Raw genomic sequence first — 16,350 nt, 5'->3', positions numbered from 1 at the left:
TCATCCCGCGAGGGCCGCCGCGACGGCGTCCTTGTCGAAGCCCTTCAGGCCGATCACCACCAGCGTCCCGTCGCGGGCTTCCCCGGACCGCCAGGGGCGGTCGAAATGATGGGTCACGCGCCGGCCGACACCCTGCACCACGAGGCGCATCGGCTTGCCCTCGACCTCGGCAAATCCCTTGATGCGCAGGACGCCGGCGGCCTCGGCCGCCACCTCGACCCGGGCCGCGAGATCTCCCGCGGTCACCGCCGGGCGCACCGGCAGCGCCACGGTCTCGAAATCGTCGTGGTCATGGTCCTCGCCCTCGCCGTGATGCGAGGGTCGGGCGTCGAGATCGTCCTCGGCGGCCGCGCCGAGGCCGAGCAGCACCCGCGGGTCGATGGCGCCGTTCTCGGTCTCGACCACCTTCACGGCGCGGGGCAGGTGCCCCTCGACCTCGGCGCGGACCCGCGCCCGCGTCGCGGCGTCGATCAGGTCGGCCTTGTTGACGACCACGAGGTCGGCGCAGAGGAGCTGGTCCTCGAACACCTCCTCCAGGGGGTTGTCGTGGTCGACCGACTGGTCGGCGGCGCGCTGGGCCGCCAGGGCCTCCGGATCCTCCGCGAAGGCGCCCGAGGCCACCGCCGGGCCGTCCACCACCGCGACCACGCCGTCGACGGTCACTCGCGAGCGGATCGCCGGCCACTGGAACGCCTGGACCAGCGGCTTCGGCAGGGCGAGGCCGGATGTCTCGATCAGGATGTGCTCCGGCGGCTCGGCGCGGCCGAGAAGGGTCTCCAGCGCCGGCACGAAATCGTCCGCGACCGTGCAGCAGATGCAGCCGTTCGGCAGCTCGACGATGGCGTCCTCGGTGCAGCCCTCGACGCCGCAGGCCGCCAGGAAGGACTTGTCGAAGCCGATATCACCGAACTCGTTCACCAGGATCGCGAGGCGGCGCCCCTTGGCGTTCTCGACCACGTGGCGGACGAGGGTCGTCTTGCCGGCCCCGAGGAAGCCGGTGACGATGGTGCAGGGGATCTTGTTCACGAGGGTCATTCCGCGGGCTCCAGGGTGCCGGCGGGGACCGGGCGGGGTTCTGGGAAAGGGGGAATGCGGGCGATCACGCCCTTGCGGAACGCCTCCGGACGCTCGCGCCAGGGCACGATGCCGTCCGGGGTCGCCGCGTAGGCCGCGAGCCCGCCGAGGATGATCTCGGCCGACGCGGCCGGATCCATGTCGCCGTAGACGTAGGTCCAGCGGTCGGCCGCGGCGACCGCCACGGTGCAGGGCCGCTTGCAGACCGACAGGCACTCCACCGCCTCGACCCGCAGGTCCGGCGTGGCGCCGCTCCGCGCCCGGAGCGCCTCCAGCAGGCGGGCCCCGGCGCGGGGGCCGTCGGGGTCGTCGTCCGGCCGGCGGCAGGTGATGCAGACGTAGAGAACGGTCTCAGGCACGGGCCGCTCCCCGATCCGCGCCGCGGGCGAAGGCCTGCCACGCCCAGCCGAGCCCCAGCCCGATCAGGATCCAGAACACGAAGCTGATGGCGAGCGACCGAGCGGCGAATTGCGCGGCGAGCGCCGCCGGAAGTTCGGACGCGGCCTCGGGCGCCTGCGGGGCGCCGACGACGTGCGGGGCGATGATCAGGACGAGCCCCCCGAGGATCGTGATCAGCGCGCGGCGAATCGTGATCAGGTAGAGCCCCATCCCGGTCGCCGCGGCGGTCATCACCCACCACGCCTGCCGCGTCGCGAGCGGGGCCGCCGCGCTGCCGGGCAATTCCGGGGGCAGGCCAAGGCCCGGCGCGAGCGCGACGCTGGCGAAGGCGGCCACCGCGAAGGCGAGGCCGACCTGCGGCGTGGGTTCGCGGCCGCAGGCGAGCATCACCGCGCCGAGCAGCAGCGCGTAGCCGACGCCACCCACGAGGGTCGCGAGCCCGGTGAAGGCCATCCGCGGCAGGCCGGGCGCGGGCTGCCATTCCGGCGCGGCGTCGGGCGCGGCGTGATCGTGCCCGGCATGGGCCAGCACGATCGGGAACGCCTTGATCGGGAGCGCCTTGGCAGCCCGGTTCGGCGCCTCCTGCTGCTCGTAGCGCTCGGCCGCGACGATCAGCGGCGAGGTCAGCGTGAGTTCGAGGCCCGTCACGATGGCAGCCGCGAAGAAGCCGGCGGCGAGGGCCGCCGACAGGAGCCGGATGATCATCCCTGGTCCGGGGACGTCAGTGACAGGGGAAGTTCTGGGTGTGGCGGAAGTCGTGCGCCGCGTTGTGGAGCGCGATCGCCGGCGAGAAGCCCGCCATGAACAGCAGGCCGAGGCCCAGCACGGCCGCGAGCGCGACGGCGATCGGGCGCTCCGACGCGCGGGTGCCGGCGGCGACGGGGGCGAGGGTTTGCGTCGTCATCAGAAGCGTCTCCAGCCGCCCCACCGGCGGCATTGCGGGATCCTGTCGCGACGGCAGGTCTCCTGGCTCGCGGCTCGGCGCGCCCACCGCCTTCCCGGATCGCTCCGGTGGCGCTTGGCGGGCGCTCGCCGCTCACAGTTGCGGGGGCAGCCGCGGAATCGGGGCTTCAAACCCCTCACCGCATTCCCTTTTCACCCCGTCTCCGGGGCACCGTCGCCCGGCCGTTGTAGACGCATGACCGCCAGGACACAACGGAGCGGCGCCGGATCGCGGCCGTTTCCCGCGCCCGCCCCGCGATCGGGGCGGGCTTGACGGCCGCGCCCCGGAGCGGGCACCGCCGCACCCGATACCCGCCCGGCCCCGGCGCGGGCGCTGAACTCCCGGAGACCCGATGGCCCCGACAGACGATCCGACCCCGGTCCTCGTCGATCTCGCGGCCGGCCGTGAGCCGCGGATCGTCTCCGATGCGGGCACGGGAACGACGTGGCTCGAGGTCGACCTCGGCGGCCGCTTCCCGATCCATTCCGTCGCCCTGCGGCCGGGGGAGGGGGCGGTTCCCGCCGAGCCTGGCGACGTCGCGGTGGCGGTCTCGCAGGACGGCGTGACGTGGGCCGAGCCGGACCTCGCTGGCTGGACCGCGACCCCGGACGCCCTCGTCGCCGCGATCGTCCCCGACGAGCGGGCCTGGGCGCGCGCGGTCCGGATCGCCGCGCCCGAACCGGCCCGGATCGCCGGCATCGGCATCCGCGCCGACGAGGCCGCGGTCGACCTGATCGCGCTGCGGGCGATGCTCGGCCTCGACGTGATGCTCCTGAACGAGACGCCCGGCGCCAACGTCTACGTCACCTACGCGCTCCAGTCGGCGCCCGACCGCGCCAGCCACGCCCTGGTCGGCCTGTCGCTGTTCGAGAACGGCGCCTTCGGCAACTGCCTCGTCCAGTACATCATCGCGGTGACGATCGCGAAGGCGCTCAACCTGAAATACATCAAGGTGCCCAAGGTCGACCGCAGCAAGGTGATCTTCCTGACCGAGCGGCTGACCTGCGACGGCCTCACCTTCATCCCGCCGGACGAGCCGCTGCCGGCGGACGGCTACTTCCTGTCGGGCCTGTATTTCGACCCGACGCAGTTCGAGCGCATGACCGCGCTGCGGGGGCCGACGGATTCGCGCGCGATCGTGCAGAGCGTGATCCGGCCGCTGTTCAACGGCCTGCCGAAGAGCTTCCCGGTGAAGCCCGACGACCAGCTCCTGATCCACATCCGGTCGGGCGACATCTTCAGCACCTGGGTGGATCCGCACTACCCGCAGCCGCCCTTCGCGTTCTACCGGATGGTCATCGACCGGCTTCTGGCCGAGGGTCGCATCCGCTCGGTCAAGCTCGTCTTCGAGAACAGGCTGAACCCGGTCATCGCCGAGGTGGAGGCGTACGCCGAGCGGCGCGGACTGCCGGTGGAGATCCAGAGCGAGTCGCTGATCTCCGACGTCGCGGCGCTGGTGAACGGCCGCTACCTCGTCTTCGGGCTGGGGACCTTCGGGCCGGGGATCTGCCACCTCTCCGACCACGTCGAGCAGGTCTTCTACTTCGCGTCGAACTGGCCGCAGGGCTTCCAGTCGATCCCCACCATCGGGAAGGTGGTCGAGGTCCGCGATCTCGAGGGCCGCTACATGAAGGTCGGCGAGTGGCAGAACACCGACGCGCAGCGCCGGACGATGGTGGATTACCCGGCCGAGGCCCTCGCCTTCGACGACGCGTGACCGGCGCGGCGGGCCGGAGGCGCTACGGCGCCGTCCGGAGATGCTCGGCGGGGGCTCCGGCCGGACGGGTCGAGCCGGCGTCGCGCACCTTCAGGGCGTCCGTGTACATCCGCTCCACGTCCGCCCGGAAGGCGGCGCGCGAATCCGGACGCGTGTAGAACATGTGCCCGCCCGGATAGACCGCGAGGCTCAGGCGGCCGGCGGCGTAGGCCGGGACCTGCGCCAGCAGGAGCTTCGAGGCGAAGTAGGGCGTCACTAGGTCGGTGAAGCCGTGCGCCACGAGGACGCGCAGGTGCCCGTCGAGCGCCAGATCGCCCTTCAGGTTCGACAGGACCTCGGGTGCCTGCCGGCCCGAGCCCCAGCTCCAGCCGCGATTGACGGCGTTGTTCAGGAGCTCGTAGCGCATGTTGGTCACCGGCCATTTCAGCGTCCGCGCGTAGAGGTCGAGCATCGCGCTCGTCAGCGGTGCCTGGAGGGCGGTGAGCTGGGGATCCTCGAAGCTCGACTGGGCGGCGTCCGGGTTCGGGTCCCAGCCGGTGATGCCGGTGTCGTAGGCGCTGGTCACGCGCCCCTCGGCGCGGTCGATCTCGCGCTGGACGCTCCGGGTCGAGAGGCGCGCCGCCTGGGCACGCACCAGGGCGGGGTCGAGACCGACGAGGGGCGCGACCTTCTCGGTCATCCGGGCGACGGCGGCCGTGTCGCTCGGCCCCTTGAGCAGGTCGCTCAGGTACGGGCCCGAGGCATAGGCCTCCGCGTCGCCGAGCAGGGTGGAGGTCGGCACCGTGCCGGCCCGCTCAAGGGCGCCGGCCGCCAGCGAGGGCAGCTTCAGCACGTAGCCCCACGGATTGGCCCGCGGCGTCTCCAGCCACGCGAAATCGAGCACCGGCGAGAGCAGCACCATGCCGGACAGGCCGACGCCGATCTCCTCCTGGAGCTTCTCGGCGATCAGCGGGCCGCGGAAGCCGCCGTAGCTCTCGCCGACGAAGAATTTCGGGCTCGCCATGCGGTCGTTGACGCGCAGGTAGCGCGCGATGGTCGCCGCCAGGGTCGAGGCATCGGAATCGATCGACCAGTAGGCCTTGCCGTTCCCGTCCGCGGCCCGGCTGTACCCGGTCCCCACGGGATCGAGGAAGACGAGGTCGGTAAAGCCGAGCCACGTCCCGTCGTTGGGCGTCAGCGTCACCGGCTGCGACGGGCTGATGCTGTCGCCGCCGACCGGCAGCCGCCAGGGCCCGATCGCTCCGATATTGAGATAGGCCGAGGCGGCGCCCGGGCCGCCATTGACCGCGAAAGTGACTGGACGCTCCCGGCCGGCCTGCGGCGCCATCGTGTAGGCGACGTAGGCGATCTCGGCCTGCAGCTTGCCCGCCTCGTCGACGAGGGGCAGGCTGCCGGCGGTGGCGGTGAAGTCGAGGGTCCGGCCGTCCGGCAGCGTCACGCTCTGCTTGGTCGTCGAATCGGGCGGCAGGCGGCGCCCCTCCGGTCCGCGCTGCGCCGGTTTGCTCTCCGCGGGATGGCCGTGCGGCGCGTCCTGGGCGAGGGTGACCGGGGGCGCGGCCAGAGCCAGGGCGAGGGCGAGCGCGGCGCGCGCGAGACGTGCGTGGGGGGCCACCATCAAGCCTTCTTGTTCCAGCGTCCGGACTCGTCCTGCTGCCAGTAGGCCACCGCGTGACCGGCGTCCTTGGCCTGCTTCCACTGCTCGCGGGCGCGCAGCAGCGCGTCCTGGTCGGTCCCGTCGAACAGGATGCAGATCCGCTCGTACCGCCCGGCGTCGGGCGGCAGGTCGGCGCCCTCCACCAGGAAGCGGATCGAGGCGGTGTTGGGATTCACGTCCCGGAGCGTGAGCACCACCGGCTGGCTCGCGGCGTCGGGCTCGCGGTCGGTGCCGTGCGGCAGGAAGCTCTCGTCGGAATAGGTCCAGAGGTGGTCGTCGAGCGCCTGAAGGCGCTCCTCGCTCGCCGCCTGGATCGCGGCCTGCCAGCCGCGGTCCAGCGAGCGCTCGACGAGGTTCGGCAGCACCTTCTCCAGGGGCTGCCGCTGCATATGGTAGAAGAGGATCTCGGTCACGGCACCGAGGATATAGGGCCGCGGGCCGCCGCGCGAGCAGCGGCGCGCCGCCGCGGCCTCAGACCAGGCGGCTCTGCTCGATCGCGGCGCCGACGAAGCCCTTGAACAGCGGGTGCGGCTCGAACGGACGCGACTTCAGCTCCGGGTGGAACTGCACGCCGATGAACCACGGGTGCCCGACATGCTCCACCGTCTCGGGCAACAGGCCGTCGGGGGACACGCCCGAGAAGCGCAGGCCCTTGGCCTCCAGCCGCTCGCGATAGGCCATGTTGACCTCGTAGCGGTGGCGGTGGCGCTCCGAGATCTGATCGGACCCGTAGATCTGGGCGATCTTGGACTCGGGGTCGAGCTTCGCCTCGTAGGCGCCGAGCCGCATCGTGCCGCCGAGATCGCCGGCCGCCGCGCGCCGCTCCAGCTCGTTGCCGCGCAGCCACTCGGTGAGCAGGCCGACCACCGGCTCGGCGGTGTCGCCGAACTCCGTGGAGTTGGCCTCCGGCATCCCGGCCAGCGAGCGGGCCGCCTCGATCACCGCCATCTGCATGCCGAAGCAGATGCCGAGATAGGGGATGCGCTTCTCGCGGGCGTAGCGGGCCGCGCGGATCTTGCCCTCGGCCCCGCGCTGGCCGAAGCCGCCCGGCACGAGGATCCCGTTGAGACCCTCGAGGAAGGGCGCCGGATCCTCGCGCTCGAACACCTCGGCCTCGATCCACTCGAGATTGACCTTCACCCGGTGGCTGATGCCCCCGTGGGTCAGCGCCTCGGTCAGCGACTTGTAGGCGTCCTTGAGCCCCGTGTACTTACCCACGATGGCGATCGAGACCTCGCCCTCGGGATTGCGCACGCGCTCGGCGATGGTCTGCCAGCGGCCGAGATCCGGCTCCTCGCCGTGCTCCAGGCCGAAATGGCCGAGCACCTCCCGGTCGAGGCCCGCGGTCCGATAGGAGAGCGGCACCTCGTAGATCGAGGCCACGTCGAGGGCCTCGATGACCGCGGTCTGGCGGACGTTGCAGAACAGCGCGAGCTTGCGCCGCTCGTCCATCGGGATCGGCCGGTCGCAGCGGCAGAGCAGGATGTCGGGCTGGATGCCGATCGAGCGCAGCTCCTTCACGGAGTGCTGGGTCGGCTTGGTCTTCAGCTCGCCGGCGGACGGGATGTAGGGCAGCAGCGTCAGGTGGACGTAGCAGCAGGTGCCCCGCGGCAGCTCCTGCCCGAGCTGCCGGATCGCCTCGAAGAACGGCAGGCCCTCGATGTCGCCGACCGTGCCGCCGATCTCCACCAGCACGAAGTCGAAGCTGTCGTTGCCGTCGAGGACGAAGTCCTTGATCGCGTTGGTGACGTGCGGGATCACCTGGATCGTGGCGCCGAGGTAGTCGCCGCGGCGCTCCTTGGCGATGATGTCCTGGTAGATCCGGCCCGTCGTGATGTTGTCGGCCCGGCTCGCCGGAACGCCGGTGAAGCGCTCGTAATGCCCGAGGTCGAGGTCGGTCTCGGCACCGTCGTCGGTGACGAACACCTCGCCGTGCTGCGTCGGGCTCATCGTGCCCGGATCGACGTTCAGGTAGGGGTCGAGCTTGCGCATCCGGACCCGGTAGCCGCGGGCCTGGAGGACCGCCGCCAGGGCCGCCGAGGCGAGGCCCTTGCCGAGGGAGGAGACCACGCCGCCGGTGATGAAAACGTACCGCGTCATGGGCCTCGGTCCATAAAGAAGCTGCTGGCATTTGCCAAACGAAGCGGGCCCCGGCCCGCGCATGGGCTGGGGATCGCGGAACGCATGGCGTGGACCGGCCGAGCGCCGGTCCGTCGGGACAAGGGTCGGACGCTGCGCCGCTCGCGGCGCGCGCCGTCAGCGCGACTGCGGCGCGTCCGGAACCGCCGGCTGGGCGGGGGCCGGCTGCGCGGGAGCCGGCTGGGCCGGGGCGTTCGCGGGCGCCCGGTCCTGCTGCTGGCGCAGCGTGTCGAGCAGGTTGTCGGCACCGGTCGGCTGCTTGGCCGGCTGGCCGGAGGTCTGCGGCGCGCCGGTGTCGAGGATCGACTTCGGCGCCGCCGAGCGGTGCGACAGGATCGCGAGGGTCAGGCTGGTGGCGAAGAACAGGGCCGCCAGGATCGCGGTGGCCCGCGTCAGGGCGTTGGCTTGGCCGCGGCCGGTCATGAACCCGCCGACGCCGCCACCGCCGCCACCGCCGCCGAGCCCGAGTCCGCCCTCGGAGCGCTGGAGCAGCACGACGCCGATCAGCGCGAGCACGATGATGAGGTGGACGACGATCAGGACGGTCTGCATCGGTGTTCCGGGATCTTCTTCAGCGCCGCGCGCCGGCAGCGGGCACCGGAAGACGAACGCACGAGGGCCGGGGCCCGCGATCGTCCACGAACCGCCCCGACGCACGGGCGTGCGGCGGGGGCTTCGGGGGACGCTTCGGGCGGACCGGCCGGAATTCGGCGACGGCATACACCACCGGTCGCCCGCCGCCAACCTGACGCGCGCGGCCGACTGTCCGCTCCGACCCTCGCCTTCGTCGGCGCACCGTGCTCTCTGCCGGGGCAGGGCGGCCGACCGAACGCGCCGCCCGGTCCGGGAGGCAAGCCATGTCCGTGTCACGCCGTGCGGCGCTCGCCGCCGCCATCGCCGCACCCGTCCTGATCCGCCCGGGCTTCGGCTCCGCGGCCGGAACCGATCCCTCCGCCCGGGGCGCCACGGTCGAGCTGGCGGTCGACGCCCTCACCAAGGCTCTCCTTGCCGCCGACGGTCCGGCCCTCGACGCCCTGACCCTCGACGGGCTGAGCTACGGCCATTCCAGCGGTCAGGTGCAGGACAAGGCGGCCTTCATCGAGACGCTGACCAGCAAGCGCTCGACCTTCCCGAGCATCACCCTGTCGGACCGCTCCGCCTCGGTGGTCGGCGACGACGCCATCGCGCGCCACTTCTTCACCGGCGAGGTGGTCTCGGGCGGCAAGACGTCGCCGGTCCATATCGGCGTGATGCAGGTCTGGCACAGCGACGGCGGCCGCTGGCGGCTGCTCGCCCGGCAGGCCTTCAAGATCTGACGGTCGCGCGGCGCGTCTGTCGCGCCGCGCCCAGCCAGGCTTCGCGGGCCCGCGCTCAGGCGTAGGCGGCGCAGATCCCTAGGAAGTCCTCGGCCACAAGGCTCGCGCCGCCCACGAGCGCGCCGTCGACGTTGTCCACCGACAGGAGTTCCTTGGCGTTCCCGGGCTTCACCGAGCCGCCGTAGAGGATGCGGATCTTCTGCGCCTCGTCGCCGACGAGCTTGTCGAGCATCTCCCGCAGGGAGGCGTGGACCTCGGCGATGTCGCGCGGCGTCGGCGTCCGCCCGGAGCCGATCGCCCAGACCGGCTCGTAGGCGATCACCGTGTCGGCCGCCGTCGCGCCCTTCGGCAGGCCGATGGCGAGCTGGGCGCGGACGATGTCGAGGGCGCGGCCCTGCTCGCGCTCCTCGATGGTCTCGCCGACGCAGACGATGCCGCACAGGCCGGCGCGGCGGGCGCCCAGCGCCTTGGCGTGGACCCCGTCGTCGGTCTCGTGATGGTAGGCCCGGCGCTCGGAATGGCCGACGATCACGTACTTGGCGCCGAGATCGGCGAGCATCTCGGCCGAGATCGAGCCCGTGAAGGCGCCGCTCGGCCGGGCGTGCAGGTTCTGGCCGCCGATCGCGATCGGCGATCCGGCCGCCGCCGCCACGCAGGATCCGATCAGCGTCGCAGGCGGGCAGATCAGCACGTCGATGCGCGACGCGAGGTCCGGCGAGAGCCCGTCGCGAATCGCCTCGACAACCTGGATGGATGCCCGGGTCCCGTTCATCTTCCAGTTGCCGGCGACAAGCGGCTTGCGCCCAGACTGCGTCATTCCTGCCCTCGCTCCGCCGCGGCTTTCTCGAAGTCGCCGGGGCCTACCAGAGCGAGCTTGAGCGTGCAAACGGCCGGGACCGCCCGAGCCTTTGCCTGTGGACGCGAATGGTCTATCGCGGTCGGCTCTCAGGGACAGCGCCGGCCCGGTGACGGGGCGGCTGCCGAAGGTACTCGATCACAGACCATGCTTCAGGGCATCCGCAACGCCAGCCAGCACTGGCTCGGCAAGATCGTCTTGACGATCATCTTCACGCTGCTGATCGCCGGTGTCGGCATCTTCGGGGTGGAGGAGTTCTTCCGCGGCGGCGCGAGCAACAAGGTGGCCACGGTCGGCAGCACGCCGATCACGGCCGAGCAGGTGCGCCAAGCCTACCAGAACCAGCTGCAGCGCTATCAGACCCAGCTGAAGCGTCCGCTGACGCCCGACCAGGCGCGGATGCTCGGCCTGGACCGGCAGGTGATGTCCCAGCTGATCACCGAGGCCGCCCTCGATCAGAAGACCCACGATCTCGGCCTCACGGTGCCGGATTCCTCGGTGATCAAGGCGATCCACGAGGAGAAGAGCTTCCAGAACCAGCAGGGTCAGTTCGAGCCGCAGCTCTTCTACCAGACCCTGCAGCGCGCCGGCCTCAACGAGGGTCTGTTCGTGCGCGAGCAGCGCTCGGTGATCGCCCGCCTCCAGCTGGCCGAGGCGGTGTCGTCGGACCTGCACGTGCCGCTCGCCATGCGGGAGGCCGTCCATCGCTACACCACCGAGCGCCGCGCGGCCGCCTACCTGATGCTGACGCCCTCGGTGGCCGGCCAGATCCCCGAGCCGACGGACGACGAGTTGAAGACCTGGTACGAGGCCAACAAGTCCGGCTTCCGGGCGCCGGAGTTCCGGGCGGCCAACCTCCTCGTGGTCGAGCCCGAAGCGATGGCGAAGCCCGACGCGATCACCGAGGCCGACGCCCGCGCCGCCTACGCGCTGAACAAGGACCGCTACGGCACGCCCGAGAAGCGCACGATCCAGCAGATCGTGTTCCCCGACGCGGCCGCCGCCGAGGCGGCCCGCAAGGCGATCACGGACGGCTCCAAGACCTTCGACGCAGTGGCGGCCGAGCGCGGCACCGACGAGAAGGACCTGACCCTCGGCACGCTGACCAAGAGCGAGCTGTTCGACAAAGCCGTCGCCGACGCCGCCTTCGCGCTGCCCGAGGGCGGCGTGAGCCAGCCGGTCCAGGGCCGGTTCGGCACCGTGCTGCTGCGCGTGACCAAGATCGAGGCCGGGACGGTGAAGCCGTTCGAGGCGGTGGACGGCGAGATCCGCAAGGCCCTCGCCCTGGCCCGCGCCCGCGACGCCATGGAGACCACCCGCGACGCGATCGAGGACCAGCGGGCCGGCGCCAAGCCGCTGGCCGACATCGCGGCCGAGCGCGGCCTCAAGGTCGTCGCCGTGAAGGCGGTGGACGTGAACGGCAAGGGACCGGACGGGCAGCGGATCACCGACATCCCGGACCCCGAGACCACCCTGCCGGCCCTGTTCCGCGCCGAGATCGGCGGCGACAACGAGCCCCTGCGGACCAAGACCGGCGGCTACGTCTGGTACGACGTCACCGGGATCGACGCCGCCCACGACAAGCCCCTCGACGAGGTCAAGGACGGCGTGAAGGCCGGCTGGACCGCGACCGAGATCGCCAAGCGTCTCCAGGCCAAGGGCCGCGAGCTCGTCGAGAAGATCAACAAGGGCGAGACCATGGAGGCCGCCGCCCAGGAGGTCGGCGTCAACCTGCAGGAGGCGCAGGATCTCGCCCGCAACCAGGCCAAGGACATGCTCACGGCCGACGTCGTGAACCTGATCTTCGCGACCCCGGTGGGCAAGGCCGGCACGGCGGCTGCCGGCGATTCGCGGGCGGTCTTCAAGGTCACGGCGGCGACGGTGCCGGCCTTCGTGGCCGACAGCCCGAGCGACAAGCAGATCACGCAGAGCTTCCAGGCGGCGCTCGCCGACGACGTGCTGTCCGAGTACATCAGCGAGGTCCAGAAGAACGCCGGCGTGAAGGTCGATCCGGCCGCCCTGCGGCGCGCCATCGGCGGCGAGTACTGAGGCATGGCCGACGCGCCCGATTACGCGGCCTTCGCGGCGCGCTACGAGGCCGGGCAGCCGAGCCTCGTGGCGGTGAGCCTCGTCGCCGATCTCGAGACGCCGGTGGCGGCGTTCCTCAAGCTGCGCGCCGGCCATGCCGGGCCGGCCTTCCTGCTCGAATCGGTCGAGGGCGGCGCCGTCCGCGGCCGGTACTCGATGATCGGCCTCGATCCGGACCTGATCTGGCGCTGCCGGGCGGGCGCGCCCGCGATCGCGCGCGGGGCCGATCTCACGCGGTTCGAGCCGGATTCGCGGGCGCCGCTGGCGAGCCTGCGGGCCCTGATCGCCGAGAGCGCCATCGGCGAGTCGGACGGCCAGGACCTGCCGCCGATGGCCGCCGGCCTGTTCGGCTATCTCGGCTACGACATGGTCCGCGCCATGGAGCGGCTGCCGGAGCCGAACCCGGATCCGCTGGGCGTGCCGGACGCGATCCTGGTGCGCCCCCGGGTGATGGTGGTGTTCGATTCGATCCGCGACGTCATCACGGTCGTCTCGCCGATCCGGCCCGCTCCTGGCACCGCGGCCCGGGCCGCCTACGAGGACGCGCTGCAGCGCGTCGACCGGGTCGCCGCCGCCCTCGAGGGCCCGCTGCCGATCGAGGCGCGAGTGGACCTGTCGGCGGTCGCCCCGCCCGAGCCGGTCTCGAACACGCCGCCGGACGATTTCTTCGCCATGGTGGCGCGCGCCAAGGAGTACATCGTCGCGGGCGACGTCTTCCAGGTGGTGCTGTCCCAGCGGTTCTCGGCGCCGTTCACGCTGCCGGCCTTCAGCCTGTACCGCTCGCTCCGGCGGACCAACCCGGCGCCGTTCCTGTGCTACCTCGATTTCGAGGGCTTCCAGATCGTCTGCTCCTCGCCGGAGATCCTGGTGCGGGTGCGCGACGGCGTGGTCACGGTCCGCCCGATCGCGGGCACGCGTCGCCGCGGCGCGACCCCGGCCGAGGATTCCGCCCTCGCCGACGAGCTGCTCGCCGACCCGAAGGAGCGGGCCGAGCACCTGATGCTGCTCGACCTCGGCCGCAACGACGCCGGCCGGGTCTCGCGGATCGGCAGCGTCCGCGTGACCGACTCGTTCTTCATCGAGCGCTACAGCCAGGTCATGCACATCGTGTCGAACGTCGAGGGCGACCTCGACCCGCGCCACGATCCCCTGGACGCCCTGGCTGCGGGATTCCCGGCCGGCACGGTTTCGGGCGCCCCGAAGGTGCGGGCCATGGAGATCATCGACGAGCTGGAGCGCGAGAAGCGCGGGCCGTACGCGGGCTGCATCGGCTATTTCGGCGCGCGGGGCGAGATGGACACCTGCATCGTCCTACGCACCGCGGTGGTGAAGGACGGGACCATGCACGTCCAGGCCGGGGCCGGGATCGTCTACGATTCCGATCCCGCCTCCGAGCAGCAGGAATGCGTCAACAAGGCCAAGGCGCTGTTCCGGGCCGCCGAGGAGGCGGTGCGCTTCGCCGCGCAGGCGAAGCGCGGGCAGTAGCGCGGGCCGTAGGGCGGACGCGCGGCTGCGCCGCCGTCCGACGCCGACGGTTGACCGCGCGGGTGCGAGCGGTCACATCGCCTGCATGCCCGAGCGTGCCGCCGCGATGCCCAACGTCCTCGTCATCGACAACTACGATTCCTTCACGTGGAATCTCGTGCACCTGATCGGGCCGCTCTGCGGCGCGGTCGAGGTCGCGCGCAACGACGCGCTCACGATCGCCGACATCCGCGCCAAGGCGCCCGACGCGATCGTGCTGTCGCCGGGGCCGTGCACGCCCACGGAGGCGGGGATCTGCCTCGACGTGGTCCGCGACCTGTCCGACGAGATCCCGATCTTCGGCGTGTGCCTCGGCCTCCAGGCGATCGGCCAGGCCTTCGGCGGCGACGTCGTGCGCGCGCCGCTACCGCTCCACGGCAAGGTTTCGACCATCCGGCACGGCGCGCGCGGCCTGTTCCGCGGCCTGAACGACAGTTTCGAGGCGACGCGCTACCACTCCCTGGTGGTCGACCGCGCGACCTGTCCGACGGCCCTGAGGGTCACCGCCGAGGCCGACGGCCTGATCATGGGCCTGGAGCACGCCGACCGGCCGCTCCACGGCGTCCAGTTCCATCCCGAGAGCATCCGGTCGCAGCACGGCACGGAGATCGTGAAGAACTTCCTCGATCTCGCCGCCGCCTGGAACACGGCGCGTGACAGGACGCGTGCCGACGTGCATTGACGCCGGGGGCCGGGGCGGCCCTCCGTAAGAACCCATGGACAGCTTCAGACCCCATCTCGCGAAGGTCGCCGGGGGCCTCGCCCTCGACCGCGCCGAGGCCCGCGCCGCCTTCGACGACCTGCTGTCGGGCGAGGTCACGCCGGTCCAGGCCGGCGCCTTCCTGACCGCCCTCAAGGTGCGCGGCGAGACCGTCGAGGAGATCGTCGGAGCAGCCGAGGCCATGCGGGCGCGCATGACCCGCGTCGCCGCGCCCGCGAACGCCGTCGACGTCGTCGGCACCGGCGGCGACCATTCCGGCAGCGTCAACGTCTCCACTCTGGCGGCGATCGTCGTGGCCGCCTGCGGCGTGCCGGTGGCCAAGCACGGGAACCGGGCGGCGACCTCGCGCTCCGGCGCCGCCGACGTGCTCGCGGCCCTGGGCGTGCGGCTCGGGCTCGACCCCGACGCGCAGGCCCGCTGCCTCGACGAGGCCGGACTCTGCTTCCTGTTCGCGCAGGCCCACCACCCGGCCATGCGCCACGTGGCGGCGGTCCGGTCCGAACTGCCCGTGCGGACGATCTTCAACCTGCTGGGGCCGCTGAGCAACCCGGCCGGCGTCGGCTACCAGCTCTTCGGCGTCGCCCAGGAGGCCCTCGCGGAGCCGCTGACGCGGGTCCTGGCCGAGCTCGGCAGCCGCCGGGTCTGGACCGTCCACGGGTCCGACGGGCTCGACGAGATCACCGTCACGGGCCCGACGCGGGTTGTCGCCCTCGACGAGGGGCGGCTGTCCCACTTCACCATCGACCCGCGCGACCTCGGTCTGGCGCTGCGCGCGCCCGAGGAGCTGCGCGGCGGCGACCCGGCCGACAACGCGCGGTCCCTGGAGGCCGTCCTGGCGGGTGCGCGGAACGCCTACCGGGACATCGCGGTCCTCAACGCGGGGGCGGCGCTCGTGGTCGCGGGGGCCGCGCAGGCCCTGGCGGACGGCGTCGCGCAGGCGCAGGATGCCGTCGATTCCGGGGCCGCCCGGGCGACGCTCGCCCGCCTCGTCCGGGCCTCGAACGACCACTCCAACGGGCAGGAGGGCCGATGAGCTCGCTGACGCACGAGGCGACCCCGGAGACCGGCACCGGGACGCCGACCGAGCGGCCGAACGTCCTCGCCCGCATCGAGGCCTACAAGCGCCGCGAGATCGCCGAGGCGAAGCTGCGCGTGCCGCTCGCCAAGCTGGAGCGGAAGGTCGCGCAGGCGGAGCCGGTGCGCGGCTTCGCGGCGGCGATCCGGAGCCACCTCGCCGCGGACCGCCCGGCGCTCATCGCCGAGGTGAAGAAGGCCTCGCCCTCGAAGGGCCTGATCCGCGCCGATTTCGACCCGGCAAGCCTCGCCGCCGCCTACGAGGCCGGCGGCGCCACTTGCCTGTCGGTGCTGACCGACGAGCCCTCGTTCCAGGGGCGGCCGGAGTACCTGACGGCGGCGCGCGCCGCCTGCGCGTTGCCCGTCCTGCGCAAGGATTTCCTGTTCGAGCCCTATCAAGTTTACGAGGCCCGGGCCTGGGGCGCCGACTGCATCCTGGTCATCATGGCCTGCCTCGACGACGACGAGGCCGTCGCCCTGGTCGAGACGGCACACCTCCTCGGGATGGACGTCCTGGTCGAGGTGCACGACGAGGCCGAGCTGGCGCGGGCCATCCCCCTCGGCACGGCGCTGATCGGCATCAACAACCGCAACCTCAAGACCTTCGAGGTCTCGTTCGAGACCGCGATCCGGCTGGCGCCGGGGATCCCGGCGGACCGGATCGCCGTGGCCGAGAGCGGGATCGGCGACCACGCCGACGTGGTCCGGCTGCGCGACAACGGCCTCGGCGTGGTGCTGGTCGGCGAGAGCCTGATGCGGCAGCCGGACGTCGCGGAGGCGGCCCGCGCCCTGCTGTTCGGCGCCGCGGAGGCCAAGGGCGGCAAGCCGCGGAAGAAGGCGTAAGG

16 protein-coding genes and 1 riboswitch are annotated in these 16,350 nt (G+C 72.2%); of the genes, 7 read left to right on the top strand and 9 right to left on the bottom strand.

Translation table 11 applies throughout. The features are described from left to right. From cobW to BLW78_RS16075, 4 genes are read right to left on the bottom strand one after another with little or no spacing between them, the layout of a single operon-like run. Window positions 1–1,035, bottom strand: coding sequence for a cobalamin biosynthesis protein CobW (gene cobW, locus BLW78_RS16090; RefSeq protein ID WP_091680783.1), 1,035 nt, complete (start codon window positions 1,033–1,035; stop codon window positions 1–3). Next, window positions 1,032–1,433 (bottom strand): DUF1636 domain-containing protein, encoded by a 402-nt coding sequence (locus BLW78_RS16085; protein WP_091680782.1) that lies wholly within the window; start codon window positions 1,431–1,433, stop codon window positions 1,032–1,034. The genes cobW and BLW78_RS16085 overlap by 4 nt, the downstream gene beginning before the upstream one ends. After that, window positions 1,426–2,178, bottom strand: coding sequence for a CbtA family protein (locus BLW78_RS16080; protein ID WP_091680780.1), 753 nt, complete (start codon window positions 2,176–2,178; stop codon window positions 1,426–1,428). Before BLW78_RS16080 ends, BLW78_RS16085 begins: the two co-directional genes overlap by 8 nt. Window positions 2,179–2,194: 16 nt before the next feature. Next, window positions 2,195–2,377, bottom strand: coding sequence for a CbtB domain-containing protein (locus tag BLW78_RS16075; protein WP_024829520.1), 183 nt, complete (start codon window positions 2,375–2,377; stop codon window positions 2,195–2,197). Window positions 2,378–2,411: 34 nt separating this feature from the next. Next, a riboswitch (cobalamin riboswitch) is annotated at window positions 2,412–2,607 on the bottom strand. Window positions 2,608–2,768: 161 nt separating this feature from the next. Here BLW78_RS16075 and BLW78_RS16070 point away from each other — a divergent pair. Further along, complete coding sequence (locus BLW78_RS16070) at window positions 2,769–4,133, top strand: discoidin domain-containing protein (protein WP_091680779.1); 1,365 nt, start codon at window positions 2,769–2,771, stop codon at window positions 4,131–4,133. 22 nt (window positions 4,134–4,155) lie between these two features. Here BLW78_RS16070 and BLW78_RS16065 read toward each other — a convergent pair whose 3' ends face one another. The 4 genes from BLW78_RS16065 to secG form a co-directional block, all read right to left on the bottom strand. Continuing rightward, window positions 4,156–5,748 (bottom strand): S10 family peptidase, encoded by a 1,593-nt coding sequence (locus BLW78_RS16065; RefSeq protein WP_091680777.1) that lies wholly within the window; start codon window positions 5,746–5,748, stop codon window positions 4,156–4,158. After that, window positions 5,748–6,200 (bottom strand): DNA polymerase III subunit chi, encoded by a 453-nt coding sequence (locus BLW78_RS16060; RefSeq protein WP_091680775.1) that lies wholly within the window; start codon window positions 6,198–6,200, stop codon window positions 5,748–5,750. The genes BLW78_RS16065 and BLW78_RS16060 overlap by 1 nt, the downstream gene beginning before the upstream one ends. 58 nt (window positions 6,201–6,258) lie before the next feature. Next, window positions 6,259–7,887, bottom strand: a complete 1,629-nt coding sequence (locus tag BLW78_RS16055) for a CTP synthase (protein WP_020094624.1) — start codon at window positions 7,885–7,887, stop codon at window positions 6,259–6,261. Between the two features lie 156 nt (window positions 7,888–8,043). Further along, on the bottom strand, window positions 8,044–8,478 hold the full coding sequence (gene secG, locus BLW78_RS16050; RefSeq protein WP_042672232.1) for a preprotein translocase subunit SecG: 435 nt from the start codon (window positions 8,476–8,478) through the stop codon (window positions 8,044–8,046). A 305-nt stretch (window positions 8,479–8,783) separates the two neighbouring features. Here secG and BLW78_RS16045 point away from each other — a divergent pair, with 305 nt between their 5' ends. Next, a complete protein-coding gene (locus BLW78_RS16045; protein ID WP_091680774.1) occupies window positions 8,784–9,242 on the top strand; it encodes a nuclear transport factor 2 family protein in 459 nt (152 codons plus the stop codon). Window positions 9,243–9,297: 55 nt separating this feature from the next. Here BLW78_RS16045 and tpiA read toward each other — a convergent pair whose 3' ends face one another. Next, the gene (gene tpiA / locus BLW78_RS16040) at window positions 9,298–10,059 is read right to left on the bottom strand and encodes a triose-phosphate isomerase (protein WP_020094621.1); all 762 of its coding nucleotides are present in this window, start codon (window positions 10,057–10,059) and stop codon (window positions 9,298–9,300) included. Window positions 10,060–10,245: 186 nt separating this feature from the next. Between tpiA and BLW78_RS16035 the strand changes: the two genes are divergently transcribed. The 5 genes from BLW78_RS16035 (at window position 10,246) to trpC (ending at window position 16,348) form a co-directional block, all read left to right on the top strand. Beyond that, window positions 10,246–12,147, top strand: a complete 1,902-nt coding sequence (locus BLW78_RS16035) for a peptidylprolyl isomerase (RefSeq protein ID WP_091680772.1) — start codon at window positions 10,246–10,248, stop codon at window positions 12,145–12,147. A gap of 3 nt (window positions 12,148–12,150) precedes the next feature. Continuing rightward, window positions 12,151–13,671, top strand: a complete 1,521-nt coding sequence (trpE, locus tag BLW78_RS16030; RefSeq protein ID WP_091680770.1) for an anthranilate synthase component I — start codon at window positions 12,151–12,153, stop codon at window positions 13,669–13,671. Between the two features lie 106 nt (window positions 13,672–13,777). Next, complete coding sequence (locus BLW78_RS16025) at window positions 13,778–14,392, top strand: anthranilate synthase component II (protein ID WP_091680888.1); 615 nt, start codon at window positions 13,778–13,780, stop codon at window positions 14,390–14,392. 34 nt (window positions 14,393–14,426) lie between these two features. Continuing rightward, window positions 14,427–15,464: an anthranilate phosphoribosyltransferase gene (gene trpD, locus BLW78_RS16020; RefSeq protein WP_091680769.1), complete on the top strand. Its 1,038-nt coding sequence runs from the start codon at window positions 14,427–14,429 to the stop codon at window positions 15,462–15,464. Continuing rightward, on the top strand, window positions 15,461–16,348 hold the full coding sequence (trpC, locus tag BLW78_RS16015; protein ID WP_091680767.1) for an indole-3-glycerol phosphate synthase TrpC: 888 nt from the start codon (window positions 15,461–15,463) through the stop codon (window positions 16,346–16,348). The genes trpD and trpC overlap by 4 nt, the downstream gene beginning before the upstream one ends. Window positions 16,349–16,350 lie beyond the last annotated feature (2 nt).

Source organism: Methylobacterium sp. 275MFSha3.1, assembly GCF_900108435.1.
In the GTDB taxonomy this organism is placed as follows: Bacteria; Pseudomonadota; Alphaproteobacteria; order Rhizobiales; family Beijerinckiaceae; genus Methylobacterium.
Note: the sequence above shows the minus strand (reverse complement) of the source record. Positions and strands in the feature narration are given on the sequence as shown.